Annotated in this window: 23 protein-coding genes; 15 read left to right on the top strand and 8 right to left on the bottom strand. The window is 69.6% G+C overall.

The genetic code is table 11. The features are described from left to right. Window positions 1-210: 210 nt before the first annotated feature. The 3 genes from IPK71_22725 (at window position 211) to IPK71_22715 (ending at window position 4,470) form a co-directional block, all read left to right on the top strand. The gene (locus IPK71_22725; protein ID MBK8216555.1) at window positions 211-1,926 is read left to right on the top strand and encodes a 30S ribosomal protein S1; all 1,716 of its coding nucleotides are present in this window, start codon (window positions 211-213) and stop codon (window positions 1,924-1,926) included. Between the two features lie 174 nt (window positions 1,927-2,100). Further along, complete coding sequence (locus IPK71_22720) at window positions 2,101-3,390, top strand: AI-2E family transporter (protein ID MBK8216554.1); 1,290 nt, start codon at window positions 2,101-2,103, stop codon at window positions 3,388-3,390. Between the two features lie 78 nt (window positions 3,391-3,468). After that, a complete protein-coding gene (locus tag IPK71_22715) occupies window positions 3,469-4,470 on the top strand; it encodes a hypothetical protein (protein ID MBK8216553.1) in 1,002 nt (333 codons plus the stop codon). Window positions 4,471-4,488: 18 nt separating this feature from the next. Here the strand turns inward: IPK71_22715 and IPK71_22710 are convergent, their stop codons facing one another. Continuing rightward, complete coding sequence (locus tag IPK71_22710; GenBank protein ID MBK8216552.1) at window positions 4,489-6,369, bottom strand: FHIPEP family type III secretion protein; 1,881 nt, start codon at window positions 6,367-6,369, stop codon at window positions 4,489-4,491. A gap of 340 nt (window positions 6,370-6,709) precedes the next feature. Between IPK71_22710 and IPK71_22705 the strand changes: the two genes are divergently transcribed. From IPK71_22705 to IPK71_22690, 4 genes are all read left to right on the top strand, one after another. Next, window positions 6,710-7,453: a serine/threonine-protein phosphatase gene (locus tag IPK71_22705; GenBank protein ID MBK8216551.1), complete on the top strand. Its 744-nt coding sequence runs from the start codon at window positions 6,710-6,712 to the stop codon at window positions 7,451-7,453. Between the two features lie 236 nt (window positions 7,454-7,689). After that, complete coding sequence (locus IPK71_22700) at window positions 7,690-8,694, top strand: D-alanine--D-alanine ligase (GenBank protein MBK8216550.1); 1,005 nt, start codon at window positions 7,690-7,692, stop codon at window positions 8,692-8,694. Beyond that, window positions 8,695-8,895, top strand: coding sequence for a hypothetical protein (locus IPK71_22695; GenBank protein ID MBK8216549.1), 201 nt, complete (start codon window positions 8,695-8,697; stop codon window positions 8,893-8,895). A gap of 68 nt (window positions 8,896-8,963) precedes the next feature. Next, window positions 8,964-10,532: a serine/threonine protein kinase gene (locus IPK71_22690; GenBank protein ID MBK8216548.1), complete on the top strand. Its 1,569-nt coding sequence runs from the start codon at window positions 8,964-8,966 to the stop codon at window positions 10,530-10,532. Window positions 10,533-10,562: 30 nt separating this feature from the next. Here IPK71_22690 and IPK71_22685 read toward each other — a convergent pair whose 3' ends face one another. Further along, window positions 10,563-11,132 carry a hypothetical protein gene (locus tag IPK71_22685; GenBank protein MBK8216547.1) on the bottom strand — a complete coding sequence of 190 codons (570 nt, stop codon included), beginning with the start codon at window positions 11,130-11,132 and terminating at the stop codon, window positions 10,563-10,565. A gap of 130 nt (window positions 11,133-11,262) precedes the next feature. Between IPK71_22685 and IPK71_22680 the strand changes: the two genes are divergently transcribed. The 3 genes from IPK71_22680 to IPK71_22670 are packed head-to-tail and all read left to right on the top strand — an operon-like array spanning window position 11,263 to window position 14,686. Continuing rightward, window positions 11,263-12,744: an ATP-binding cassette domain-containing protein gene (locus IPK71_22680; GenBank protein MBK8216546.1), complete on the top strand. Its 1,482-nt coding sequence runs from the start codon at window positions 11,263-11,265 to the stop codon at window positions 12,742-12,744. Continuing rightward, the gene (locus IPK71_22675) at window positions 12,741-13,784 is read left to right on the top strand and encodes an ABC transporter permease (GenBank protein MBK8216545.1); all 1,044 of its coding nucleotides are present in this window, start codon (window positions 12,741-12,743) and stop codon (window positions 13,782-13,784) included. Before IPK71_22680 ends, IPK71_22675 begins: the two co-directional genes overlap by 4 nt. Then, window positions 13,781-14,686: an ABC transporter permease gene (locus tag IPK71_22670; protein MBK8216544.1), complete on the top strand. Its 906-nt coding sequence runs from the start codon at window positions 13,781-13,783 to the stop codon at window positions 14,684-14,686. Before IPK71_22675 ends, IPK71_22670 begins: the two co-directional genes overlap by 4 nt. On the opposite strand, the gene hutI is transcribed toward IPK71_22670, so the two are convergent. Further along, window positions 14,683-15,921, bottom strand: coding sequence for an imidazolonepropionase (gene hutI, locus IPK71_22665; protein MBK8216543.1), 1,239 nt, complete (start codon window positions 15,919-15,921; stop codon window positions 14,683-14,685). The genes IPK71_22670 and hutI overlap by 4 nt on opposite strands. Further along, window positions 15,918-17,039: a beta-N-acetylhexosaminidase gene (gene nagZ, locus IPK71_22660; GenBank protein ID MBK8216542.1), complete on the bottom strand. Its 1,122-nt coding sequence runs from the start codon at window positions 17,037-17,039 to the stop codon at window positions 15,918-15,920. Before nagZ ends, hutI begins: the two co-directional genes overlap by 4 nt. A 42-nt stretch (window positions 17,040-17,081) precedes the next feature. Here nagZ and IPK71_22655 point away from each other — a divergent pair, with 42 nt between their 5' ends. Further along, window positions 17,082-18,104: a CAP domain-containing protein gene (locus IPK71_22655; GenBank protein MBK8216541.1), complete on the top strand. Its 1,023-nt coding sequence runs from the start codon at window positions 17,082-17,084 to the stop codon at window positions 18,102-18,104. Window positions 18,105-18,159: 55 nt separating this feature from the next. Here IPK71_22655 and IPK71_22650 read toward each other — a convergent pair whose 3' ends face one another. From IPK71_22650 to IPK71_22640, 3 genes are read right to left on the bottom strand one after another with little or no spacing between them, the layout of a single operon-like run. Then, window positions 18,160-19,056: a hypothetical protein gene (locus IPK71_22650; protein MBK8216540.1), complete on the bottom strand. Its 897-nt coding sequence runs from the start codon at window positions 19,054-19,056 to the stop codon at window positions 18,160-18,162. Further along, the gene (locus IPK71_22645) at window positions 19,053-19,544 is read right to left on the bottom strand and encodes a hypothetical protein (GenBank protein MBK8216539.1); all 492 of its coding nucleotides are present in this window, start codon (window positions 19,542-19,544) and stop codon (window positions 19,053-19,055) included. Before IPK71_22645 ends, IPK71_22650 begins: the two co-directional genes overlap by 4 nt. Continuing rightward, entirely contained in the window at window positions 19,541-20,050 is a 510-nt protein-coding gene (locus tag IPK71_22640; GenBank protein MBK8216538.1) for a hypothetical protein, read from the bottom strand. The genes IPK71_22645 and IPK71_22640 overlap by 4 nt, the downstream gene beginning before the upstream one ends. Window positions 20,051-20,205: 155 nt before the next feature. Here IPK71_22640 and IPK71_22635 point away from each other — a divergent pair, with 155 nt between their 5' ends. From IPK71_22635 to IPK71_22625, 3 genes are all read left to right on the top strand, one after another. Further along, the gene (locus IPK71_22635; protein ID MBK8216537.1) at window positions 20,206-23,499 is read left to right on the top strand and encodes a fused MFS/spermidine synthase; all 3,294 of its coding nucleotides are present in this window, start codon (window positions 20,206-20,208) and stop codon (window positions 23,497-23,499) included. Between the two features lie 129 nt (window positions 23,500-23,628). Continuing rightward, window positions 23,629-24,249 carry a pilin gene (locus IPK71_22630; protein MBK8216536.1) on the top strand — a complete coding sequence of 207 codons (621 nt, stop codon included), beginning with the start codon at window positions 23,629-23,631 and terminating at the stop codon, window positions 24,247-24,249. A gap of 53 nt (window positions 24,250-24,302) precedes the next feature. Continuing rightward, complete coding sequence (locus IPK71_22625; GenBank protein ID MBK8216535.1) at window positions 24,303-24,845, top strand: prepilin-type N-terminal cleavage/methylation domain-containing protein; 543 nt, start codon at window positions 24,303-24,305, stop codon at window positions 24,843-24,845. Window positions 24,846-24,895: 50 nt separating this feature from the next. Here the strand turns inward: IPK71_22625 and IPK71_22620 are convergent, their stop codons facing one another. Next, window positions 24,896-25,819: a hypothetical protein gene (locus tag IPK71_22620; protein MBK8216534.1), complete on the bottom strand. Its 924-nt coding sequence runs from the start codon at window positions 25,817-25,819 to the stop codon at window positions 24,896-24,898. A gap of 38 nt (window positions 25,820-25,857) precedes the next feature. Between IPK71_22620 and IPK71_22615 the strand changes: the two genes are divergently transcribed. Further along, window positions 25,858-26,973, top strand: a complete 1,116-nt coding sequence (locus IPK71_22615; GenBank protein ID MBK8216533.1) for a hypothetical protein — start codon at window positions 25,858-25,860, stop codon at window positions 26,971-26,973. Window positions 26,974-26,996 lie beyond the last annotated feature (23 nt).

Genomic DNA, 26,996 nt, shown 5'->3' with positions numbered 1-26,996 from the left:
AAAGCTCGCGCCGGGGCCCTCGTCGACCGGTTTTTTTGCCGAAACCCCTTTGACCGCGCGTGGCACGTGAGCTAGACGCCATGCCCCCCGAGAGGGGCCAATGGGCCTCCGGTGGGGAGAAAGGCGCCTCGCGCATTCCGGCGCGAGGCTGAGAACACGGGTAACCCTCACACAATGTCCACCGAAACCATCACCCAGACCGGCGGAGGAATGGATTCCTTCGCGGCTCTCTTCGAAGCCAGCCTCCAGGGCGGAGACTTCGGCAAAGAAGGCGAAATCGTTCAAGGCACCGTCGTCGCCGTCCAGCGCGACAACGTGGTCATCGACATCGGCGGCAAGAGCGAAGGCATGATCGCGCTCTCCGAGTTCGCCGATGGCTCGGGAGAGGTCACCGTCAAGCCGGGTGACCGCATCGACGTCTACATCGAGTCCCGCGAGAACGACGACGGCCTCGTCATGCTTTCCAAGGAGAAAGCAGACAAGATGAAGGTCTGGGACGAGATCTCGAGCGCGTGCGAACGCGACGAGCTCATCGAAGGCACCATCAGCCAGCGCGTGAAGGGCGGCCTCTCGGTCACCATCCGCGGCGGCGTGAAGGCCTTCCTCCCCGGCTCGCAGGTGGACCTCCGCCCGATCCGCAACTTGGACAAGCTGATTGGTCAGACCTATCAGTTCAAGGTCATCAAGTTCAACAAGAAGCGCGGCAACATCGTGCTCTCGCGTCGTGTCCTCCTCGAGAAGGAGCGCGACCAAATCAAGACCAAGACCCTCGAGACCCTCGAGGAGGGCAAGGTCGTCCGCGGCGTCATCAAGAACATCACCGAGTACGGTGCGTTCGTGGACCTCGGCGGCATCGACGGCCTCCTCCACATCACGGACATGTCGTGGGGCCGCGTGAACCACCCGAACGAGGTGTTCCAGGTCGGCGACGAAGTGACCGTGAAGGTCCTCAAGTACAACCCGGAAACCGAGCGTGTTTCGCTCGGCCTCAAGCAGACGCAAGAGGATCCGTGGAACCACGCCGAAGAGGCGTACCCGCCGGGCAAGAAGGTCCACGGCAAGGTCATGTCGATCACCGACTACGGCGCCTTCGTGGAGCTCGAGCCGGGTGTCGAAGGCCTCATCCACGTGAGCGAGATGAGCTGGACCAAGAAGGTCAAGCACCCGTCGAAGCTCCTCGAAGTGGGCCAGGCGCTCGACTGCCAGGTTCTCGAAGTGGACGCGAAGTCGAAGCGTATCTCGCTCGGCTTGAAGCAGCTCGAGCCCGATCCCTGGACGCTCTTCACCGAGAAGTACCACCCCGGCGACAAGATCGGCGGCAAGGTGCGCAGCATCACCGACTACGGTGTCTTCATCGGCATCGAAGAAGGCGTGGACGGCATGGTCCACAAGTCGGACCTCTCGTGGACGGCCAAGGTCAACAACCCCGCCGACATGTTCCACAAGGGCGACGACGTCGAAGCGATCATCCTCTCGATCAACCACGACGAGAAGAAGGTCAGCCTCGGTGTGAAGCAGCTCTTCGACGACCCGTGGCCCACGATCTTCTCGGAGTTCCCTCCGTCCAAGGTCGTCGACTGCAAGGTCATCTCGACGGTCGACTACGGCGTGTTCGTTCGCATCCGCGACGGCGTCGAGGGTCACATCCCGACGAGCGACATCGTCGAGCCCAAGAACGAGGACGGCACGTCCAAGGCCCTCGAGATCGGCGACGAGCTCAAGGCCGAGATCGCCAACATCGACACGCAGGATCGTCGCCTGACGCTCTCCATGCGCATCGGTGAGGCCGCGGCTGCCCCGCAGAAGCAGGCCCCGCGCGAGACCAACATGCCCAAGAAGGCGACCGAGGAGTCGAAGGGCAACACCATCGGCGAGCTCATCAAGCAGAAGCTCGGCAACCTCACGATCGACAAGAAGGACGACTGATCGTCGTTCGACCCTCGTGTCCACGTACGGGCCGCTCTCCGAAAGGGGGCGGCCCGTCCGCTTTGTACGCCCAGCATGGGCCCGGCCACGCGGGGGCTCGGCCGACTTTCCGAAGGCACCGCTCGCGGGGCTCGCACCGCGCGCGAAGTCGTGGTTTCGTGGCGAGACCGCACGATGAGCCAAGACACGCCACCGGCCAAAAAGAGCCTGCTTCGGCCCGTATTTCTCTCCGTCTCCGCGGTCGCGGTCGTCACCGTCGTGGTCGCCGCGCGCGAGGTGCTGCTTCCGTTCGTCCTCGCGCTCGTCATCGCCTACGTGCTCACGCCGTTCGTGGCGTGGTTCGAGAAGAAGAAGGTCAAACGCGCGGCGGCGATCCTGCTCGTCTACGCCATCGTGCTCGGCTCGCTCTTCGGGTTCCTGTGGGCGATCGCGCCACGTATGGGGCGCGAGGTGGGGGGCCTTCGCAAGGAGCTGCCGGCCCTCGCGCAGAAAGCCAACTCGGAGTGGGTGCCCAAGATCCAAGAGAAGCTCCGGGCAGCGGGTCTCGTGTCGGCCGAGCCGGCCCCCGCAGACGACGAGCCACCCCCCGAGAAGCGCCCCCCGGCGGCCGTGGTGAAGCCTCTCCCCGACGGCCGCTACGAGATCGAAATCGGTAGTGGTTTCGCGGTGATGCCCGAGAAGAACGGGTTCGTCGTGCAGCCCACGAAGGAAGAGCCCAAGGCCCGCTTCGACTTGAACAAGGCCATCTCGGGCAGCCTGAAGAAGAGCCTCGACTACGCCGGCACGCACGCCGGCGAGCTCGTGAAGGTCGGTCGCGACATCGTGGCCGCCGTGAGCCGGGGCATCTTCGTCTTCGGCATCACGCTCATGCTCGCCGCGTACCTCATGCTCACGCGCGAGAAGATCCACGAGTTTTTCCGCTCGCTCGTGCGGCCTTCGAGCCGGCCCTCGTTCGACGTGCTCGTCGCGCGCATCGACCGCGGCCTCTCCGGAGTCGTCCGCGGGCAGCTCATCATTTGCCTCGTGAACGGCGTGCTCTCGGCGATCGGGTTCGCCATCGTCGGCCTGAAGTATTGGCCCGTGATGGCGCTCGTCGCCACGGTGTTCTCCCTCGTGCCCATCTTCGGGAGCATCGCGAGCTCCGTCCCGGCGGTGGCGCTCGGCCTCACGCAGAGCCCCGGGGTCGCGTTCTTCGTGCTCGCCTGGATCGTCGGGATCCACCAGGTCGAAGCGAACTTCCTGAACCCGAAGATCATGGGCGACGCGGCCAAAATCCACCCGGTCCTCGTGGTGTTCTCGCTCCTCGTGGGCGAGCATTTCTTCCACACGGCCGGCGCGCTCCTCGCCGTCCCGTGCATGTCGATCGCGCTGTCGCTCTTCGCGCACTTCCGACAGATCGCCCAAGACTCGGACCCGGAGATGAAGGGGGAGCCGCTCACCGCACCCCCTCCGCCCGCGCCGTGAGCGGGCAAACGCCGGTATTTCGAGCCGCGGCCGTCGGCGCGGTTGCAGGGCGTGCGCCTACCGGCTAGAGCCCCCGCCGTGGCAGACACGATCGAGAAGAAGGCCGACAAAAAGGGCGACTCCAAGGCGATCGGCTCGGGCCTCGCCGCGCGCATCGAGCGCGCCGAGGCCTCCAAGAAGGGCCAGAAGAAGAAGAGCACCGCCGAAATCCAGAAGGAAATCCGCGATCTATCGAAGCCGAAAGAAGAGACTCGGCCCCCGGTCGACCTGAAGAAGGTCTACCTCCGCATCGCGGGCGTGGTGGCCGTGCTCGGCGTCGTCGCCTTCATCGTGCCTCCTCCCTACGGGAACTACGCGAAGGGCGTGTTCGCGGCGGTCCTCGTCTTGGCCGTGGGCGTGTCGATCTGGCTCGACCGGTACGTCAAGAAGACGGTCGCCCTCGGCGAGCTCGTGCGCGGCGCCGACACCGACGAAGGCCGAAAAGAAGCCCTCAAGGCCATCTCGGAGAAGTTCGGCAAGGGCGATACGCAGGCCCTCCTCGCCCGCGCGCAGCTCGAGATGCAGGAAGATCCGCGCAAGGCGCAAGCCACGCTCGAGTCCATCGACCTCGACAAGCAGCTCGCGCCGATCGCCGGCCAGGTCCGCGCGATGCGCGCCATGATCCACCTCACGCACGGGGAGACGGCCGAGGCGAAGCCCCTCGTCGAGAAGCTCGAGCTCGACAAACAGCAAGAGCCGAAGACTCGCGTGATGTTCGCCACGGTCGCCGGAGAGACGTGGGCGCGCACGGGGCAGGCCCAGAAGGCCCTCGACACGCTCGATCTCTTCAACCCCGACGACCCCGAGCACGAGGAGCTGCGCGCCCAGATGTGGCGCGCGCGTGCCTTCGCGTACGCGGCGCTCTCCGATCAGAAGGGCGTCGGCCGCGCCCTCCGCAAGCTCGCCGACATCAACGTGCAGCTCCTCGGCATGTTCGTCGGGCAGAAGAAGATCCATCCTCTGCTCGAGAAAGAGGCTCGCCAGCTCGTGCAGAAGCTCGGCGCGATGCCGCGCCCGAAGGTCACCCGCGTGATGAAGTGACGTCGCGCGCCGGGCGGTTCAGCCGAGCCCGGCGAGGTGGGCGCGCGCGCGTGCCCTGAGGGCGACCTCGGGGAGCAGCTCGGCGTCGCTCACGACGGCCACGTCGGGGGCGTCCACCTCGAGGAGGGTGCGGACGAAGCGGCGCGTGTCGCGGGCCGAGAGCACGACGGGGGCCGCGCCGCCTTCCCGGCACTCGCTCACCGCGCGGAGCAGGGCGGCCGTGACGTCGCGGAGCTGCGCGGGGGGAAGCGCGAGCACGGTCTCGGCGCCTTGGCGCGCCGTGCCGCGGCGGAGGGCGTCCTCGACGAGCGGGTCGACGAGGACCACGTCGAGCTCCCTCGCGCCCTGCGTGAGCTTGTGGGTGATGGCGCGCCGCAGATGGCCCCGGGCGACGTCGGCGAGCGCGCGTGGATCTCGCTCGTCGCCCGCACGAGGCGCGATGGCCCCGAGGATCCCCTCGAGATCGCGGCACGAGACCCCCTCGTCGAGCAGCCTTCGGAGCACGTCCGTGAGGAGGCTCACGGAGATCGGCTTCGGCACGGAGCTCCGGACGATCGGAGACTCGCCCGCAATCGTGTCGAGCATGCGCTGCACGTCCGCCGGGCCGAGGAGCTCCGCCGCGCGCTTTCGAGCGACGGCCTCGACCGCGCGGGCGACGTCGTCCGCGGCAGACTTGGGGTCCGCGAGGGTGAGCCGCAGGAGGGGCACCTCGAAGAGCGCGATCGCGGCTTCGTTCGTCCCGAGGGTCGAGACGGGCTCGCAGGCGATGGGGCGGAGGGGGAGGCCGAGCTCGGCGAAGAGGCTGTCCCGGAGCGCCTCGAGCCTTGCGTCGATGGCTCGGCCGGAGGAGGCGAAGAGCCCAGGGCCGACACGGATCGAGATCGGCTTCACCTGTGCAAGAAAACGTTTTGATTCCGAAGCTTTGTGGGTGCTTTTTGCGCGGGCTCCGGCGCCCCAAGCGGCGGCGAGGGAGAGGAGCCCGAGGGCGGCGAAGGGCGCGAGCGGGAGACCCGGGACGAGCCCGAGCAGGAGAACGAAGACGCCGGTCGTCGCGAGGGCACGAGGGGAGGCCGCGAGCTGGGCCACGAGCTCGTCGCCGAGGGACACCTCGGCCCTCGCCGTGCGGGTCACGAGGATGCCCGCGGCGGTCGAGAGCACGAGCGCCGGAACCTGAGAGACCAGCCCGTCGCCCACCGCGAGGAGCACGTACTTCGCCACCGCCTCTTCGATCGGGAGGCCGCGCTGGGCCACGCCGACGACGAGGCCGAAGACGACGTTGACGATGGCGATGACGACCGTCGCGATGACGTCTCCCTTCACGAACTTCATCGCGCCGTCCATGGCGCCGAAGAATTGGCTCCGAAGGCCGAGCTCCTCGCGCCGCGCCCGCGCCTCCTCGGGGGAGATGGTCCCGGCGCGGAGCTCGGCGTCGATGGCGAGCTGGCGGCCCGGGAGCGCGTCGAGCGAAAACCTTGCCGACACCTCCGCGACGCGCTCGGCCCCTCGGGCGATCACCACGTATTGCACGATGGTCAGCACGGCGAACACCACGGCGCCCACGAGCACGTTCCCTCGAACGACGAACCCTCCGAAGGCACGAATCACCGAGCCGGCGTCCCCCTGGAGGAGGATGAGCCGGCTCGACGAGACGTTGAGCGCGAGGCGAAACAGGGTGGTGAGGAGGAGCACCGTCGGGAAGGCCGAGAGGCTCGCCGTGTCGCGCGCGTAGAGCACGATCACCATCACCGCGACCGACAGCGTCACGTTGGCCGCGAGGAGCACGTCGAGCAGCCACGTCGGCAGCACGAGGACGAGCATCGCCACGGTGGCCAAGACGAAGGTCGCGAGGGCCATTTCGCGGAGGCCGCGCGACGCCGGGGAAGGGAGGGGGGGGCTCACGGCCGAGAGACTAAATCAACGCGACGATCTTCGTGCGACGCGCGCACCCGCGATGCCGCCCGTTTTTATGGTTGGCGCGTAAAGTGACTGTGGACGGGCGCGCTGGGGAGGGTGAGGGGACGCTTCGGGCAGGGGGTCCGGGAGAACGTGTCGGAGAAACGCATGTCCGGGCGGCAGGGTCGGCCGTTGCCTGGCCCTCAAAAATCCCTCTCTCCGCGGGGTAGCTCCCGATTTCACGCCCTCTCGAGAGGACTCCGGGTATAGTTCCATCCCTGCCATGGAGCCTCCGCGCACCAGTCAACCCCCCGCCGCACCCCAAGGGGCCCGCAAGTTCAAGCGAATGGGCTTCGGGCTGTCCGACGTCGGGCGCAAACGCAAGTCGAACGAGGACGCCTACTTCTTCGACGACGGCCTCGGCCTCTACATCGTCGGTGACGGAATGGGCGGCCACGCGGCTGGCGAAATCGCGAGCCAGGAGGCCGTCGAGACCGTGTACGGCATGGTCAAGCGGGGGATCCCGAACCTGCGCGAGCTGACGAGCCCGCCCGACGAGGCGATGGTGCGCGCCGCTTTCCGCGTGATGGAGAGCTCCATCCAAGCCGCGACCTACATGGTCTTCTCGATGGCGGAGATGGACCGCGGCAAGAGCGGCATGGGGACGACCGTGAGCGCCCTCCTCGTCCTCGGCGATTTCGCGATCACCGCCCAGGTCGGCGACAGCCGCATCTACCGCACGCGCGCCGGCACCGTGGAGCAGCTCACCGAAGATCACACGCTCATCGCGTGGCAGATCAAGCAGGGCCTCATCACGCCCCAAGAGGCGCAGCGCTCTCCCCACCGCAACGTCATCACGCGCGCCGTCGGCAACCGCGACTACGTGCAGGTCGACACCGGCCTCGTCGAGCTTCAAAAGGGGGACCGGTTCCTCCTCTGCAGCGACGGGCTCCACGGTTACCTCAAAGACGAGGACGTGTGCCCCGTGGTCGATCTCGGCCAAGAGAACGCCGTACGAAAATTCATCGACCTCGCGAACGAGCGCGGTGGCAAAGACAACATCACCGCCATCCTCGTCGAGATCGACTGACCTCTGCAGGCCGAAGGGACGACCGCAGGTCGGCCACGCCATCGAAGCCGGAAAGTTGACCCTTTCCGAGCGACCTTGATAGGGGGAAAAAGTGCCCTTCGTTCGGCCTCGAGCCGGCGGTGGGCGTGGCAGCCCTCCGTGTCCAGCGTGACACAGCGGGTCGCCCATACTGCACGAAATCGTTGGAGTTTTCGGGTGGCTTGGGACGTGAATCACGGGCCCCGCGAGGTGACACGATGAAAAAGATCGGCGGACGAATTGGCGTTCTCATGGGTGGCGCGAGCGCGGAGCGCGAGGTCTCGCTGCGGTCGGGCGACGGGGTCGCACAGGCCCTCGAGTCGCTCGGTCACGAGGTGGTTCGCATCGTCCTCGATCGTCCCGAGACGTTCGCCGAGGCCATCGTGAAGGCCCGCATCGACGTCGCGTTTCTCGCGCTCCACGGTCGCTACGGCGAGGACGGCTGCGTGCAAGGCCTCCTCGAGCTGCTCCGTATCCCGTACACTGGCTCGAGCGTGCTCGCGTCGGCCCTCGCGATGGACAAGCTCAAGGCGAAGGAGCTCTTCCGCCTCCACAACGTGCCGACGCCGCCCTACTTCGTCGCCGACGAGTCGACCCTCGAGGGGCTCGCCGAGACCCACGAGAGCTTCGGCTTTCCCGCCGTCGTCAAGCCCCGCCGCGAGGGCTCGTCCGTCGGGCTCGCGATCGCGAAGGACCTCCCCGAGCTCGCCGCGGGTATCCGCGCGGCGCTCGACCACGACGACTCGGTCCTCGTCGAGCGATTCGTGAAGGGCATGGAGGTGCACGTGGCGCTCCTCGGTGGCCGTGTCCTCGGCGCGATCGAGGTCTGCCCGAAGAGCGGCGTCTACGACTACGCCTCGAAGTACACCCCCGGCGCGACCGAGTACGTGGCTCCCCCGCGGCTCCCGACGACGCGCCTCCGTGGGGTCATGAACCTGGCCGAACGTGCCGCGAAGGCCCTCGGCTGCACGGGCGCCTGCCGCGTCGATCTCCTCGTCACCGAGGGAGAGAACGAGTACGTGCTCGAGGTCAACACGCTCCCCGGCATGACGAGGACCTCGCTCCTCCCCAAGATCGCCGAGCAGGCCGGAATCGACTATCCGACCTTGTGCGACCTCATCCTCGACCAGGCTCGCCTTCATGGGCCGCAAGAGGTGGCGCCGTCGTCTGCCGTTCGAGTCGCCGCCGAGCCCAAGGTGACGCGCGTGCGTCGCGCGGGCTGAATGGTCGACCGGGACGTCCACAAGCGCTACCTCGACTACCGCGAGTCGTACGAGTACTTCGCGCGGGGTGAGCCGCGCATGTCACTCGAGGAGTTCGCCCCGCTCGACGCCGAGCTCCGCGCCCTCTCGGCCCGGGACGACCTCGACGACGAGGACGAGGTCCGGAAAGAGACGCTCGCCCGCCTTCTTTACCGGGACTGACCAAGCGCTCGTTCGAGGTCGCGAAGGTTCTCTCTCCCTCGCCGAATTGCGCGCTATCCTCGTAGGTCTTGGACGAGCAGCTCCCGCGACTCCTCTCCGGCCGCTACCGCCTCGATGCCCGACTCGGGCAAGGAGGAATGGGGGTCGTGTACCGCGGGCTCGACCTCGTCATGCAGCGCCCCGTCGCGGTCAAGCTCGTACGGACGCGCGAGGGCGTGCGGATCGACGAGGCCATCACCGGGAGGTTTCTCCGCGAGGCGAAGCACACGGCGAGGATCGTCCACGAGAACATCATCGACGTCTTCGATCTCGGCCGGAGCGAGGAGGGGGATCTGTTCTTCGTGATGGAGCTGCTCGAGGGGCAGACCCTCTCGCAGGTGCTCCAGACCCAAGAGCGGCTCGATCCCGAGCTCGCCGTGCACGTCGGCGCGCAGATCGCGGACGCCCTCGACGCGGCGCACCGCGGTGGGATCGTCCATCGGGACCTCAAGCCCGCGAACGTGATGCTCGTGTCGCGGGGGCAAGATCCGGCGTTCGTGAAGGTCCTCGACTTCGGCGTCGCGAAGGCGCACTCGGCGGGGGAGGCCGAGACGGCCCTCACGCGCACCGGGGTCCTCGTCGGGACGATCGACTACATGGCGCCCGAGCAGATCCTCGGGCGCGCTGTCGACGGGCGCACGGACATCTACTCGCTCGGCGTGTTGCTCTACCGGATCGTCACCGGCACGAACCCGTTCCGGGATCCGCTGATGCCGGCGATGATCCACAATCACCTCAACGTGATGCCCGAGCCGATGCAGTCTCGGGTCCCGGGGACCGAGATCACCCTCGCGCTCGAGCGCGCCGTCGAGAAGTGCCTCCGCAAAGACCCGAAGGACCGCTTCGCCGCCATGTCCGACGTGGCCGCTGCGCTGCGCGCGTCGCTCCGGCTCGACCCATCGGATCTCCCGGAGCTCGGGGTGAGCGCCGAGCTCGAAGCCGATCTCGGGGACGACCCGTACGACGACGGCTTCTCGGACGATGCCAAGACACGCGTCCAGCGGCGAAAAGAGACCGCCGTCACCCGCGTACGTGCGTCGCGCCCACCCCCCCGCGACGCCACCGCCGTGACCCGCGTGTCGAGGCCCGCTGTCCCCGAGGCGGGGCCGGAGACGGCTCCTTCACGAGGGCCCGCGCCGTTTCCCCACACCCCCGCTCTCCCGCCCGCCCGGCCGGCGCCCGCGCCCGCGCCGCCCGACGCGCTCCCTGTCCTCGTCGCGAGCGACGAGCACGAGGACTTCTCCGCCGGGAAGACGCGCGTCGACCCGACGATCCGCTGCGCGATGTGCAACACGCCCAATCCGAGGGGGGCCGTCCACTGTGCGGCGTGCGGGGTGGGCCTCCACACGGGGGAGCAAGCCGCGGTGCGGGCGCGCGTGCGGCCTGCGGGGCCAGAGGTGCCACTCGTCCACGCCCCGCCACAGCCCGGGCCATTCATGCACCCTTCGTCGGTCGAAGGTGCGCGCGGCCCCCACATGGGCTCCGGTTCTCCCCCTTGGCCGCAGTCACCTCCCACACCGCCCGCCCCTCCGAGCCCCGAGCCGCCGGTCGAGGGCGTGTGGGCCCGTGTGCTTCGTTGGGCAGGAATTCGACGCTGACACGCCGGGGCGCCTGCCCCGTAGGGGCCCCTACGCCGCCTCGTCGGGCTTCTTCGTGAGCGCCTTCTTTGCCTTGTATCCGTAGTACGCCAGCGCCGCCGCGCCGACCCCGAGGAAGCAGATGGCGATGAGGCGCTTCATCCGCGGAGAGCTCATGTCTCCGTCGGCGATGTCGGCCATCACGCCGTCCGAGCTGCCGGAGCCCTGACTCGCGCCCTCGCCACCTCCGGAGGTCGTCCTGGACCCGCCGCTGAGCTCGTCTCCCGAAGCGCCCCCTCCGAGCGATGCTTTGCTCGAGGCGTGCCCACCGCCACCCATCGAACCGCCGCCACCGCCACCACCACCGCCGCCGCCACCGCCACCGCTGGCCGTCGAGCCGCCACTTCCACTCCCCCCGCCGCTGCCCCCGCCGCTGCCTCCGCCCCCGCCGCCCCCGCCACCCGAGGAGACGACGTTGCCGGCGCTCGAGCTGCGACTCGAGAGGGCGCCCCCGAGCAACTTGGTGGCGCCCGCAGCGACCAAGAGGACGCCGACGAGCAAGACCGCGTACTCGACGAGCGAGGCTGCGCGGCGATGCCGTGGAGGAATGAGCTTGCCCATCTCCTGAAAACCGTACTCTGGCGCGCAGGAATGGCAAAGCCCAAGGTCGGATCTTCTCCGAGAGGGGCAGGTACCGCGCGGCTACGAACGAAGTGCGAGGACCGAGGCGTTCCGGGTTAGGCTCGGGTTCGTGCGTGGCGCCGCTCTCGCTCGACTCCATGGGATTTCGAAGACCTATGGGGGCGTCCGCGTGGTGTCGAACGTCGATCTGACCGTGTCCGCTGGTAAGGTGCTTGTTATCGCTGGGGAAAATGGAGCGGGAAAGACCACGGCGCTCCGGGTTCTGGCGGGCCTCGTTCGGCCCGATTCGGGAGCGGTGGAGGTCGCGGGGGCGCGTGCCGTCGAGGCGAGCCCGCGCGCGGCCCGGGCCGCCGGGATCGCGCTCGTGGCGCAGCACTTTTCCCTCGTCGAAGGCCTCTCGGCCCTCGAGAACGTGGTGCTCTCGGCGCCGCCGAAGGGGCCTTGGGGGGCGTTTCGCGCCGATCTCGCGCGGCAGAAGGTCGAAGCGATCCTGTCGCGTCTCGGTGCGCGTCTCGATCTGGCGAGCGACGTCGCCGCCCTCGGGGTCGGAGACCGTCAGCGCCTCGAGCTCGCGAGGGCGCTCTACGCCGACGCGAAGGTCCTCCTCCTCGACGAGCCCACTGCGATCCTGTCGCCGCGTGAGGCCGACGACCTCTACGGCATCCTTCACGACTTGGCAGCCGAGGGACGCGCGGTCGCCGTGGTGAGCCACAAGCTGGACGAGATTCGTCGACACGCGGACGCGGTGACGGTGCTTCGTCGAGGGGAGGTCACCCTCGACGAGCCGCTCTCCCGCGGGGCCGTCGACGCCGAGACGATGGCGCGCGTCGAGCACGCGATCCTCGGCGGCGCGACGGCGCGCCTCGAGCCCGCACCGCCCCGTGAGCGCGGAGCTGCCGTGGCAACCCTCACCCGTGCGAGCGTAGGGCGGCTGCGCGAGCTCGATCTCGTGGTGCGCGAAGGTGAGATCGTCGGTGTGGCGGGTGTCGCCGGCAACGGCCAAGAGGAGCTCGTCCACCTGCTCGCGGGGGCGGTGGGGGCCGAGTCCGGATCGGTGTCGCTCCCTGCGCAGGTAGCCGTCGTTCACGAGGACCGCCACCGAGAGGGGCTCTGTCTCGACGTCCCCTTGCGCGACAACGTCCTCCTCGGGGAGCACGCGCGGTACTCCCGGTTCGGTCTGCTCGACGCGAAGGCCATGGACGCCGAGGCTCGGCGCAGGCTCGAGGCCGTCCGTGTGCGCGGCTCCGGAGACGCGCTCGAGCTCGACCTCCCGGCGCGCGCTCTCTCGGGGGGGAATCAACAAAAAGTCGTGTGTGCCCGTGCATTTGCGCGTGTCTCGGCGGGCGCGAAGCTGCTCGTCCTGGCGCACCCCACGCGGGGCGTGGACCCCGGCGCCGCACACACGATTCGCGAGGGAATTCGCGAAGCGGCGAGCTCGTGCGGCGTGGTCGTCGTGAGCGCCGACCTCGGCGAGCTTCGCGAGCTCGCGTCGCGGATCCTCGTGCTCTTCCGCGGCCGAGCCCGCGAGCTCCCCGTCACCTCCTCCGACGAAGAGATCGGCCGGGCCATGCTCGGGGAGGGGAGCTCGTGAGCGCACGCGCCGTGGACCGGCTCGCCGTCGTCGCGTTCGCGCTCCTCGCGACGTACGTCGCCTTCGGGCTCGTCGTGCTCGCGTACGGCGAGTCGCCCGCTCGAATGGCCGGCGCGCTCCTCGAGGGCACTCTCGGCTCCGCGTACGGCATAGGTCAGGTCCTCTTCAAGGCGACCCCGCTCCTCTTCGCGGGCGTCGCGATCGACGTTGGGCTGCGCGCGAAGCTCTTCAACGTCGGCGCGGAAGGGCAGATCGCCGTCGCGAGCTTGGTCTCGGCGGTCGTCGGCGCCGGCTTGCCTCAGGGGACGCCCCGTCCGGTCGCGTGGCTCGTGGTCGTCGCGGCCGCGATGCTGGCGGGGGCCGTGTGGGCGATGCCTCCCGCCCTCCTCAAGGCGCGTCGCGGAGTCCACGAGGTCCTGTCGACCGTCCTCATGAACAAGGTCGCCGACGCGCTCCTCTCGCTGGCGCTCGCGTCGGGGCTCGCCCTGGCCGGGACCACGCGGACGCGGGACGTCGTACCGTCCGCGCGGATCCCCAGGCTCGACGTCCTCTCGGACGCGTTCCGTGGGTCGTCCGCGAGCCTCTCGGTCGGCCTCGCCGTGGCGGTCGCGTTCATGGCCTCGTCCGCGTTCCGGCGCACGCGGGTGCGTGAGCTGTGGCTCGTCGGGGAGAACCCGTCCGCGGCGCGCGCCGCAGGGCTCCCGGTCACGTCTCGGGTCGCGCAGGCGATGCTCCTCTCGGGAGCGCTCGCGGGCCTCGCGTCGTCCGCGACCGTGCTCGGGTACAAGGGATACTTCGAGCTCGGCCTCGGCGCGGGCGCCGGGTTCGGGGGGCTCGCGGTGGCCATGATCGGCCGTGGGAGCGCCGGAGGTCTCGTCGGCGCCGCCCTCTTCTTCGGTGTGCTCGAGCAAGGTGGCCTCGTCGTGAACGCGCACGTGCCGCGGGACGTGATGAGCGTGCTCGAAGGCCTCGCGATCGTGCTCGTCGTGCTCGGCGAGCGTCTCATGGTTCGCGGACGGTCCATGGAGGGAGCCCGATGAGCGGCCTCTTCTCGGCGGCGTTCGTCGCCGCGTCGCTCCGCATGACCGTCCCGTTGGGGTTCGCGGCGATGGGGGGCGTGCTGTCCGAGCGCTCGGGGGTCCCCAACATCGCGCTCGAGGGGACCATGCTCGGCGCCGCGTTCGGAGCCGTCGCCATCCACGAGGCGACGGGGAGCCCCGTGGCGGGTCTCGTCGGGGGCGCGCTCACCGGGGCGCTCTTCGGCGTCGTTCACGCGGTGCTCGTCGTCCGGGCTCGCGTCGACGCGATCGTGAGCGGCCTCGCGCTCAACCTGATCGCCGTCGGGGGCACCCGTTCCCTCCTCCGGGCATTCTATCATTCGAGCGCCAACTCTCCGAATGTGATGGGTTTTTCGTATTTCGACACCCGCTCGCCGGTCCTCCGGGTGATCGTGGACCCGATGACCTGGGTCTTCGTGGCGGCGATCTTGGCCACGGTCTGGCTCGTCGGTCGTTCGTGGCTCGGCCTCTGGATTCGCGCATCCGGAGACGATCCGCGCTCGGCGCACGCGGCGGCGGTCCCCGTGGGGCGTGTGCGCTTCGGGGCGGTGGTGCTCGGGTGCTTGCTCGCGGGGCTAGGCGGCGTCGCCCTCGCGTTCGAGCAGCGCCAGTTCCAGTCGGGCATGACGGGCGGCCGTGGTTTCATCGCCCTCGCCGCGGTCATCGTCGCGGGGTGGAGGCCAGGCCGCGCCGTGCTGGCGTGCGCGGTCTTCGCGACCCTGGATGCGGCAGGCTTCGTGCTCCAGGATCGCGGCGGCGCGCTCCCACAGCTCTTCGCCGCGCTCCCCTACGTCGGCACCCTGCTCGTGCTCGTCTTCGTGGGCACGCGTGGGCGCGCTGCTCCCCGTGGGCTCGGCCAACACCACGACGACGGCGACGTCTAGGCGAGCGTGCCGTGGAGCGCGTGCCCCTCGCGCACGACGAGGCGCGTGCGGGCGACTCCGAACGGTTGAACGACCCCGATCTCGTGCGGAAGATCGAAGGCCGCGAAGTCGGCGTCGTAGCCGACCCGGATCCGGCCCTTGCTAGCCCCGAGCCCGAGGCTCTCCGCGGCGTTTCGCGTCGCCCCGAGGAGCGCTTCGTCCGGCGAGAGGCCATAGCTCCTGACGGCGAACGCGAGCGCGAGGGGGAGGCTCTCGGTCGGGGCCGTGCCGGGGTTGGCGTCGCTCGCCACGACGAGCCGGACGCCCGCCGCTCGAAGCGCTGCGACGTCGGGAGGTGCCTGTCCGAGCGTGAAGCTCGCGAGGGGGAGGAGCCCCGCGAAGACACCGGCGGACGCGAGCGCGAGCACTCCCTTCGCGCCCACGTTTTCGAGGTGGTCGGCGGAGTGCGCGCCGAGCTCGGCGGAGAGCTCGGCGCCTCCGACGTCGGCGAATTGGCCCACGTGAAGACGGACGTCGAGGCCGAGCCCACGGGCCGCGATGCCGAGCCCCTTCGCTTCGGCCGTGGAGAAGGCGTTCGCGTCCACGTACGCGTCGACGTAGCGCGCGAGCCCCTCGGCGGCCACGCGAGGCAAGAGCTCCCCGACGACGCGCGCGACGTAGGCGTCCCGATCGTCGCGCATGTCCTTCGGGAGGGCATGCAATCCGAGGAAGGTCGGGACGACGTGAGGCAGGCTCCCGTCTTCTCGCGCCTGCGCGATGGCACGCAGCTGCCGGAGCTCGAGCTCGGGGACGAGCCCGTATCCGCTCTTCACCTCCACGGTGGTTACTCCGAGAGCCGCCATGCGACGAAGGCGTGCCTCGAGCACCCGAGCGACGGCCTCCGTGTCGACCTCGGCGATGGCCCGCTGGGAGGCCACGATCCCGCCGCCTCGCGCCGCGATGTCGCGGTAGTCGCACCCGGCCATGCGCATCGCGTATTCGTCGTGGCGCGACCCGACCCACGCCGCGTGGGTGTGCGCGTCGACGAGGCCGGGGAGCACCACGCCACCCAGCGCGATCGTGCGGAGCCCGCGGGGGGCGTCGGCGCGGCTCCCGACGAACGAGAACTGGCCGTGCTCGTCGACGGCGATGGCTCCGTCCTCGATGACTCCGAGCGGGTTCGCCGTCGTCGCCGTGGCGGGGTCGCAGGTGACGATGCGGGGCGCCGTGAAGACGGTGGGCTCGGCCGTCGTCACGAGCCCCTCCGCGAGCCGAGGGCTCCGAGCTCGGCGGCGATGTCGGCGTGTCCGGCGAGGACCGCGTCGCGCTCTTCGCGCGTGACGGAGACCGGCCGGCACGCGCGGCGCATGGAGAGCCCGCGCTCGAGGGCCTGTTCGCACCGCGCGCGGAACGCCGGATCGCGCTCCATCCTGCCCGCGAGGGCGGCGCGCGCGCGCCGGACCATAGGCTCGCTCGAGCACACGAGCGCCATGTCGCAGCCGGCTGCGATCGCGGAAACCGCAGTGGTTTCGACCTCTTGCGAGAGCGCTTTCATCTCGAGGTCGTCCGACACGAGCACGCCGCGAAAGCCGAGCGTCGTGCGCAGGAGGTCCGTGGAGATCGCCTTTGAGAGCGTAGCGGGCGCGTCGGGATCGAGGGCAGGGTAGAGCACGTGGGCGCTCATGAGGGCGGGGAGGGAGGTCTTCGCCGCGAGCTCGAAGGGGCGCAGCTCGGTCGCTTCGAGGGCGCCCCGCGAGCGGCGCACGATGGGCAGCTCCACGTGGGAGTCCGTGTCGGTGTCGCCGTGTCCGGGGAAGTGTTTTCCACACGCGAGCAGCCCGCCCTCTTCGATCCCCTTCGCGAACGCGAGCGCCAAGCGAGCCGCGACGTCGGCCGTCGTGCCGAACGCGCGGTCTCCGATGATGGGGTTCTTCGGGTTCGAGTCGACGTCGAGGATCGGCGCGAAGCTCATCGTCAGACCGATGGCGCGAAGCTCTTCGGCGATCGCAAGGCCCGCGCGGCGGACGAGATCCACGTCGCCGGTCGACCCGAGCGCTCGCATCGTCGGCAGCGTGAGCACGGGCGGGCCGAGCCTCGCGACCCGGCCACCTTCTTGGTCGATCGCGAGGAGCGGAGGGAGCCCCTCGGGTGCTTCCCGTGCGAGCTCACCGAGCGTCGCGGCGAGCGCGTGGAGCCCGTCGCGCCCGGGGGTCACGTTCCGCTTGAAGACGATGAAGCCTCCGAGCCTTCCCGCGCGATGATCGGCGAGAAGCGTCTCGCTCGGGCTCGGGCCGTCGTACCCGACGACGAGGAGCTGGCCGGCGAGGGCCTCGGGGTCGAGAGACCGTGCGACCTCGGATTCCGTGCGTTCCATCGCGACCCAGTCTATTCGATGAGGATGCGGCTTCGCCCCTTTGTGGCAGCGTTTTCGTGGTGCCTCGCCTCGTCGTTCGGTTGCGGCGGAGGTCGCGACGTCACCGCGCCCCTCGAGCCCGTGCCCTCGCCACCGGCGCTCCCTTCGAGCCCCGATACGTCGTCCTCGTCCGCCGTCCGGCCCGTCGCGACCGCCGAGCCCTCCCCGGGCATCGCGCCCCCGCGAGGCAAGCTCCGGCTCCGCGAGGCGCGGCTCAAGATGCTCGCGCTCGTCAACCGTGATCGGGCCACCCAGGGCCTTGGGCCTCTCGCGCTCGACGAGGGCCCCGCCCAGCGCGCCGGCCAGCGCCACGCCGAGGACATGGCGAAAAATGGCTTCCTCGGACACTACGGCACGGACGGCTCCGTCCCCGAACAGCGTCACACGGAGGCCGGTGGCAGCGACATGGTGCTCGAGAACGCGTCCTGCATGGACGACCTCAAGCGGAGGGAGCTCGATCCCGACCCGCTCGTGGACGAGGCCGACATCGAGCGCGCCGAGCACATGTTCTTCGACGAGGTGCCGCCGCACGACGGCCATCGCAAGAACATCTTGAAGCCCCAGCACACACGCGTCGGCATCGGCATCGCGCTGCCTCGGCCGCTCCCCGGCGAGATCGCGGTGCCCTGCATCACGCACGAAATGGTCGACGGATACGGCACCTACGGGGCGCTCCCGGCGAAGGCGACCGTGGGCGCGACGCTTCGTGTGGAGGGTGCATTGTCCGGGCCGGCCCAGCTCGGCGGCGTCGGGATCTCGCGCGTCGACATGCCGAAGCCGCTCCCGCCCGCCGAGGCCAACAAGCGCCGCAGCTACACCGTGCCCAGCCCCTACGAGACCTACTGGCCGAAGGGCTTCGTGACGAAGATCCCGGTCGAGGTCACCCCCACCGGGTTCCGGATCGACGTGCCTCTGTCGGATGCGGGGAAACCTGGGCTCTATTCGGTCGCCATCTTCGGCAAGCTCCCGGGGCAGTCGAGCTACGGGATGCTCTCGCTCCGCACGATCACGGTAGCACCGAAGTAGGTCTTTGTAGGGGATGGCTTCCCTCAGAGGCGGACGACGCGTCGTCGTTCGACCTTCATGGATCGGCGAGGGCGGTCGTCCAGTCGGTCGGGCACTCGGGGCGCGCGGAGGAGCCCGGCCCGACGCAGGCGAGCGGGCTCGACCCCGGGCCCACGAGCAGGAACGTCGTCGGGGACACGAACGGGAGCGCACGAACGCGCCGCTTCTCGATCGCGAGCCGTCGACGCTCGCGCTCGTCGGCGTGGGCCGAGGCGTCGAGCTTGTCGAGCTGGGCACGCACTCGGTCGCGGGTGTCGTCGTCGTCGGCCACGGCGTACGCCCGCTCGAGCGCCTTCCGTGCGGCTTCGCGCTCTCCCGCGCGGCCAAGGAGCGAGACGGCGGCGAGGGTGCGGTCGGCCTTGGCGCCGAGCTCCACCGCGTGCACGATCGCGAGCGCGCCGTCCCTCCGCCAGGCTTCGCGTTCGGTCTCGTCGTCGAGCCACGCCGGCCCGAGGTAGCTCACGAACTCGCCGTAGTGGAGCCACACGTTCGGGTCCCGGGGACGGAGACGCGTGCCTTCCTCGAGGTAGCGACGGGCCGCGACCGCGTCTTTCCGCTCTCCTTTCGGGGGGCGGTACACGAGCAGCGTGTCGACGTAGCGGTAGATGGGGACGAAGTCCTTGTCGAGCACGAGGAGACCGTCCAAAAAGCGAACGAGATCATTATGTTCCAGCTCTCGGTGCTCGGACCAATGCCGGCCGTACTCGACGAGCAGCTTCGCCCAGAGGATGTCGCAGGCGGCGGAGTCGTAGCCGAGCGTCATACGCTTCAGCTGCGAGGCAGGCGGCAAGTAGAAGATGTCGGCCTTCGTCTTGGTGCGCGCGTGCTCGGCCGCGAGGCGCCCCTGACCTGCGGCGATGCCGGCGACCGACAAGACGCCGACCAGCACACCGACGACCCCCGCGCGGCTCACTCGACCTCCGAGAGCACGGTCATTCCTGGCTCGATGACGACCCCGCCGGGCTCGCTTCGGCCCCGAATCTCGAACGTGCTCGTGTTCCCGTCGCCGTCGAGGTCCCCGTGGGCGTGGGCCAGAAAGGACCCTTCGGGGCGGTCGTAGCCGAACGAGAAGGCGTGCGGGGCGTTGTTCGGGAGGGGCTCGAACGTGAGGGCCTTCCACGTCGGGTGGTCCCACGTGCCCGGAGCCTCGATCACGAGCACCCCGCGTGGGACCTGCGCGGGGGTGAGCGGCGCAGGCCCGGGGAGCGCACCCTCGTGGGCGAGCCCGTGGGCGACCGAGGCCTTCCCCAGGCGCTCGAGGCCCGAGACGGGCTCGGCGAGGCGCGAGGCGTGGAAGTCGCGGATGAAGGTCGGGACGGCCGTCGCCAAGATGGCGCCCACGACCGCGAACCCGATGGCGCCTTGGAGCGCCGTCGCCCCGCGAGCGCGCACCCGGCTCATTCCTCGGGATCCTCTTTCACGAGGTTTCCGACCAGGGCATGCGCGTCGGACCCGGGCGCGACCGGCACCCAGAAGAGGGACCGTGTTCCGTTGCCGTTCAGATCGCCTTCGGCGTAGGCCTTCGCCTGGGCCTGGAACCCGATGCCCTCCGACGTGAACCGGTACGCGTAGGATTGCGGCTGCGCGACGCTGAACCCGAGCTCTTTCCAAGGCGAGCCGGCCCAATCGGCGGACGTCGATTGGTAGCGTTTTCCGCGGACGTCGAGCGGGTCGGCGGGGACGCTCGCCTTGGACGATGGCGGGAAGTGCCGCATCGCGCGCTTCGCCTCGACGGTCGCGCCTGCGGGCTGGTTGGCGTCGGACTTGTCGTAGTACTCGGCGGCCGCCTTGCCGAGCGCGTTCACCTCGGCCACGGCCTCGGTCGTGCGGGTGTAACGAATGTAGCGCGCGGTCCCGTACATGCCGATGGCGCTCACGCCCGCCGCGACGACCACGAGGTTCATCACGTCGACGAGCGTGACGGCGCGCGACCGTCGACGGGAAGGGGGCCGGCCCGCGGAGGGGGGGGCCGGGCGGGCGCAGGGTTCGAGGGGGCGAAGACTCACGCGCCCTCCACGTTATCCTACTTGCGAGCGATTTCGCATACGGGTCTTATGCCCCCGTGCGCTTTCGTCTTTCCCGGGTGGGCCCGCTCCTTTTTTTCTCCGGTGCCTCGGCCCTCGTCTACCAGGTCGCGTGGCTCCGTGAGCTTCGGCTGGTCTTCGGAGCGAGCACCGCGGCATCGGCGGCCGTGCTCGGCGTCTTCATGGGAGGCCTCGGCCTCGGCGGGATCCTCCTCGGCAAGCGCGCTGACAAGGTACCCAATCCACTTCTTTTTTACGCCAACCTCGAGATCGCCGTCGCTGTCGCCGCGGCCGTGACACCGCTCCTCGTCTGGCTCGCTCGTACGCTCTACCTCGCGCTCGGGGGGCAGTCGACCTTGGGGATGGCGGGCGCGACCGTCGCGCGCCTCGTGCTCGGCGCGCTCGTGCTCATCGTGCCGACGACGCTCATGGGCGGCACGATGCCGGCGGCCGCGCGGGCCGTCTCGCACGAAGGCGATCCGGGTCGCCGGTCGATGTCGGCCCTCTACGGCATCAACACGCTCGGCGCGGTCGTCGGCGCGCTCGCCGCCAACTTCGTCATGCTGGAGGTCTTCGGCACGCGCCTGTCGCTCTGGATGACGTGCCTCCTCAACGTCCTCGTCGGGCTGGTCGGGCGCATGCTCTCCCGCGACCCGGTCGCCGAGCCCGTCCGCGAGGCCGCCCCCGCGCGCACGGTGGTGCCCGAAGCCGCCGAGGCCGCAGCGCCCGAGCCCGAGCCAGCGGCCGAGCTCGAGGCCGAGGCTCCCGCGAAGGACTCGGGCGAGAGCGGCGTCTCGCCGGAAAAAACACCTCCCTCGTCCGCGCGCCCCGCGACGACGGCGAAGGACGAGCCCTCGCAGGAGGTGCTCCCCGCGTCGCTCGCTTGGTTCCCTGTCGCGGCGGCGGGCGTCGTCGGCTTCGCGTTCCTCCTGATGGAGCTCGTGTGGTACCGCATGTTGGCCCCGCTCCTCGGCGGCTCGTCGTACACGTTCGGGCTCATCCTGGCGGTCGCGCTGCTCGGCATCGGCGTCGGAGGGGCGATCTACGGCTTCGGGAAGACGGTCCCCACGCTCCGAGGTTTCGCGCTCACGTGCGGTCTCGAGGCGCTGCTCATCGCGATCCCGTACGCGGCAGGCGATCGCATCGCGCTCCTCGCGCTCGGTCTGCGCCCGCTTCGTGTCCTCGGGTTCGGCGGGAGCATCGCCTCGTGGGCGCTCGTCTGCCTCGTCGTCATTTTTCCGGCCGCGGTCGTCTCGGGCGCGCAGTTCCCGCTCGTCATCGGCCTGTTCGGACGGGGAGGGAAAGATCTCGGAAAGCATATTGGTGTCGCTTATTTGGCGAACACCGTGGGCGCCATCGTCGGCTCGCTGTCGGGCGGGTTCGGGCTCATGCCCGCGCTCACGGCGCCCGGATGCTGGAAGCTCGTCGTCGCGCTGCTCGCGGGCTTCGGCATGGTCTCGCTCTTCCTCTCGGCGCGCCACGAAGAGCGCCGCGGACCGGTCTACGTCGGCGGTCTCGCGACCTCGTTGCTCGCCTTCGCGACGTTCTTTGCCGAGGGCCCAACGCCGGCCTGGAGGCACTCTCCGATCGGCGCCGGGCGCATGGACCCGCTCGCCGCGAACCCGTCGGCGAACGAAGTCGAGCGCTTCCGCCACGACGCTCGGAGCAGCATTTTGTGGGAGCGCGACGGCCTCGAGAGCACCGTGGCGGCGGGGCGCAAGTTCGGGACGAGCTTCATCGTCAACGGCAAGACCGACGGCAATTCGATAGGAGACGCGCCGACGCAGATCATGAGCGGGCTCCTCGGCTCGCTCTTGCACCCGTCGCCGAAGCGGGCGCTCGTCGTCGGCCTCGGCACCGGCAGCACCGCGGGGTGGCTCGGGAAGGTGGCCGGGATGGAACGCGTGGACGCCGTGGAGCTCGAGCCCGCGGTCATCGAGGTCGCCCGCGAGTGTTCCCCCATCAACGAGAAGGTGCTCGAGAACCCGAAGGTCCACGTGATCCTGGGCGACGCGCGCGAGGTGCTCCTCACGTCGCGAGAGCGGTACGACATCGTCTTCTCGGAGCCCTCGAACCCGTACCGCGCGGGGGTCTCGAGCCTCTACACGCAGGAGTACTACCGCGCCGCCAAGACGGCCCTCGGCGAGCAGGGCATCTTCATCCAGTGGATGCAGGGCTACGAGGTCGACGCCGACGCGCTCCACACGGTGCTCACCACGGTGCGCTCGGTGTTCGGGAGCGTCGAGCTGTGGGAGACCATGCCGGGGGACTTCTTGGTCCTCGCCCGCTCGTCGCCCGTCGCGTCGATCGACGTCGCCGCGATGACCGACCGGCTCGCCCAAGAACCCTACAAGACCGCGGTGAAATACGTGTGGGGCGGCGCCTCGCCCGAGGTGGTGCTCTCGCACTTCGTCGCGACGGACGACTTCGCGAAGCGCCTCGTCGACAACCACGTCGGGTTCGTCAACAAGGACGACCTGAACCGCCTCGAGTTCTCGTACGCGCGCACCGTGGGAGAGCAGGGGACCCTCGCCGACGAGACCATCCGCTTGTCCCGCGCGCTCGGCACCGATCGCCCGGCGGTCTCGGCGAAGGTGCGCTGGGACCGGGTCGACGCGTCGTGGGTGCTCTTTCGCATGATGAACGACGTCCCCGCGCCGTTCCCGCGCCCTTTGGACCCGTCGCGCGCCGACGAAGAGCAGGGCCTCCGTAAGGCGTACGCCGGCTTCCTCGGGGGCCCGGGGCTCGAGGTGGTCCGCGCCTTCCAGCAGGCAAAAGTCCCCGAGCCGACCTACTTCGAGACCCTGGAGCTCGCGCGCGCCGCGGCCCGCAGCTCCCTCGACGCCAAGGTGGTCGAGGTCGCCGTGGGCCCTCTCGATCCCGGCACGGCGAAGCTCCTTTTGGCCGAGCGTGTCGCGCGCACCGGAGACGACAAGTCCGCCGTGGCGCTCCTCGTCGAGGGCTTCGGCCTCGCCCGCGCGTCGGTGTGGGTCGACAAGCGCGCCTTGCTCCAAGCGCTCGCGCTGGCGCGTGAGATCGTGGGGCGGTCGACTTGGGCGGCCGATCCGCTGCTCGCCGCGCTCGAGACGCCGTTCGTCCTCCACATGGAAGACATGGCGCGCCATCGCGTCGCGATCTGGCTCTCGTCGCGCGCCCAGAACGCGACATGTGCGGCCGTGTCGGGAGATCCCCGCGGCTTCCCGTGGGAGCAGAAGGCCCTCGAGGAGCGCGTGGCCTGCCTCACGCGCGTCGGCTCTCCCGCGCTCCCCGCGGCCCAGGCCGATCTAGGGCGCTTCGTGCGTCAAGCCCCCACGCCCGTCGGGGGGCGTTGACCAATCCCGTCGGTCCATGGGGCTCGGGGTGTCGAAAAACGTCACTTGCGGCTGGGACAGCCCGAAAAAGCCGGAAAATTCACATGGACCGGCCCGTGCATTAGGCTCCATCACCGAAAGGGAAAGACCATGAAGAGTTTCCTCCGCAAGAAGCGAGCGGGCGGTTTTACGCTCATCGAGCTCATGATCGTGGTCGCCATCGTGGCGATCCTCGCGCTCCTCGCCATCTTCGGCGTGAGCAAGTTCCTCGCGACGTCGAAGACGGCCGAGGCCACCAACACCATCGGCCAGGTCAACAAGCTCTCGATGCAGGCGTACGAGCGCGAGATGGCCACCCCGCAGCTCCAGACGGCGGGCGGCCCCGGCGGCAGCAACATCCACGCCTTCTGTGGCACCTCGAACGCGGTCCCCGCGAACGCTGCCGACGTGAAGAACAAGAAGTACACCCCCAACCCGGGTGGCGACTACCTCGCGCTCGTCGCGGGCACGAACGACAACGTGACCGGCTGGCGCTGCCTCAAGCACGAGATGGGCGAGCCGCAGTACTACCGCTACCAGTACACCAAGGGTGCGGCGCCGACGATGGGTTCTCCGGCGGGTTTGCCCGGCGGTGCGTCGTGGCTCGCCGAGGCCGAGGGTGACCTCGACGGCGACGGCACGCTCTCGCGCTTCGTGACCGGTGGTGGCCTCTCGGCGCAAAACACGCCGGTTCCGTTCACGCAGATCGTGCAAGAGAACCCGGAAGAGTAATCTTTGGGAGAGGGGCCGTGAATCGTCACGGCCCCTTGCTCACCGGAGGAGCGATGATTCGAAGCCGTCGGTACTCACGAGGGTTCACCCTCATCGAGCTCATGATCGTGGTGGCCATCGTCGCGGTGCTCGCGCTCCTTGGCGTCGCCGGGTATCGGCGCATCATTCGAACGTCGCACTCCGCCGAAGCGCGGCAGATGATCGGCGCGATCAAGATCGCGCAGGAGCAGCGGCGTGCCGAGACAGGCTCGTACGCGAGCCCGTCGCCTGGCATCACGGGCGCTGCCAACTTCTGCCCGACCGGCGCCGGCCTCTCTCAGAAGTTCGCGTGGAACCCGGGCTGTCTGAACTGGTCCGTGCTCCCCGTCCAGTCGGATGGACCGGTTCTGTTTCGGTATGCCTCGGTCGCCGGGGCTGCGGGCGCGGCACCCCCCGCGCTCAATATTCAGGGTCAGAACGTGATCTGGCCCGCGCCCACGGTCAACGATTGGTTCGTCACCGTGGCCGAGGTCGACGAGAACGGCGACGGCACCTTCTGCCGCCTCGCGGGTAGCTCGTTCACCAACGAAATTTGGGTCGAGAACGAAGGCGACTGACCGCCCGGCTCGCCGAGCGAAGTGCTTTTGGGACGTGGCTCTCGCCCCGTTCAACGCGTGAGCCGAGTCGCGATATGTAGCGACAGCGCTCTCGCGCTCGCCTCCTCGAGATGGCTTCCGTCGTACGTCACGTAGCTGCCCTCGAGCGCCAGTACCCGCGCGCCGGCGCCCGTGAGCCGAGCCCGAAGCGCCGCTTCGTCGAAGCCCGAGATGCGATCCTCGAGCTCGAGGAGCGCTGGGGCTACGGGAGGGCGAAAGGCGACGACGCGAACCCCGGTTCGGGTCCACTGCGTCACCCGCTCCACGAGCTCGTTCACGAGGCTCGGGTCGACCTTCGTCGACGCGAACACGTTGCGGTATTCCGTGAGCGCGAAATCCGGCTGCGCCGGGGTGAGTGTCGCTCCTACCCAACCGTCGGCGAAGAAGGTCTCTCGGTAGTGCGAGTCGGCCGGTCGGGCGCGGCGCCCTCCGCCGAAGAAGGGATCGAGCGGCATGGGCTCGAGGTAGTCGAGGGCTGGCGCGAGCACGATGCGCTCGAGCACCTCGCTGCGGGTTCGCCGCGACTCGGCGAGGTACCCATTGTCTTGCTGCGCGTGAGGCGTGAGCGCGTGGGGCGTGACGCCGAGCACGATCACCCGGCGCTCCGCCCGCGGGTCGAGCGCCCGATCGACGTAGGGGAGATACGGGCCACACAGGCACACACCCGAGAACCCCAGGTTGACGACGTTCGGGTCGCCCCAGCCCGCCTCGCGGAGCACGGCGCCCATCTCCGACGGCGCGAGGCCGTGGTAGACACGAGAGTCCCCCACGAGGGCAACATGCACGGACCCACGGATCCTGGCTTTTTCAGCCCAAAATCGCTTCGGGTGCACCCCCGCGTGAACCGTCTCGGCCTCGGGGTGGGGCCTCAGCGCGCCAGCCGCGAGGACGAGCGGTACGGCGAGGAGGAGCGTGCGGAGGATCGGCGCATCCACGGCTCTCGAGCGGTAGCACGAAACACGAGGTGCTCGCCATGACGGCCGACGCGACCCCGGACGCGATCGAGCGCCGGCACGCCCCCGAGGCGTCTGCCCCGTGGCTCTTCTCCCGCGAGCTCGACGCGGCCCTCCTCGTCGTGCCCTACCTCGTGGCCCTCGTGGCGTTCGTCGCGTCGGGGCTAAGCCTTTCCGGTGGCCTCCCGCGCGCGTACGCCGCGTGGGGGAGCCAGTTCGTGCTCGGCAACACGACCCATGTGATCCTCACGTTTCTCCTTCTGGGGGCGCGCCGTGACCTCTTGCATGCGGCGCCTGGGCAAGCGCGCACGATCATCGTCGGCGCGAGCCTCACGTGGGGCGTCGCGTTCGGGAGTTACTACGCGCTCGATCGCTACGCGCCGACGCTCATGGACCTCTTCCTCGCGTTCGTGATCACGCTCGCGTCGCACCACACGTTCTCCCAGTCGAAGGGGATCTGGTCGCTCTACGCGATGAGGGCGCCCGCGCCACCGTCGCCGTCCGAGCGCACCATGCAGCAGCGCTACGTGCCGGTCGCGCTGATCCTCGTGATGGTCCGCTGGCTCTTCGTGGCCGCCGGACCTGGCAAGGTGTTCCCGTTCATCGGCGCGGTCCCGGGCCTCGAGGCGCCGCTCCCGTACGCCGTCACGTTCGTGTTGGCGGCGGCGTGGGGCTTTTTCGCCGTCGCGACCGTGCGCGCGGCCGCGGGGGACGCGCCCTTCTACGCCCAAGCCAAGTCGCGCTACGTCGCCGCGAGCGCGCTCGCGGTGCTCGTGATGATCGTCGTGCCGCCATGGGGCAGCGTGATCGCCTCGGGGATGCATGGCATCGAGTACTTCTTGCTCACCCGTCGCATGCTCCGCCCGTTCCCGGGCGAGGAGACCCCCGTGGGGCCGAGGGTCGTGGTCCCGGCCATGCTGGTCGCCATCGCGCCGCTGCTCGTCGTCGGGATGACGACGGCGCCGTTCTCTCCGCGGCCCGGGAGGTTGGCCACGCTCGCCATGTTCGCGATGAACGCCGTCGTGCTCGCCCACTACTTCGCCGACGCCTTCACCTACCGGTTCCGCATCCCTTCGGTGCGCAAGAACGCCCTCGCGCGCCTCGGCTTCGGTCCACCTCTCGCGCCGAAGGGGTAGGCCCGCGAAGGCCCGAAAGCGCC

The sequence above is a fragment of the Myxococcales bacterium genome (assembly GCA_016712525.1).
Lineage (GTDB): Bacteria > Myxococcota_A > Polyangia > Polyangiales > Polyangiaceae > JAAFHV01.
Note: the sequence above shows the minus strand (reverse complement) of the source record. Positions and strands in the feature narration are given on the sequence as shown.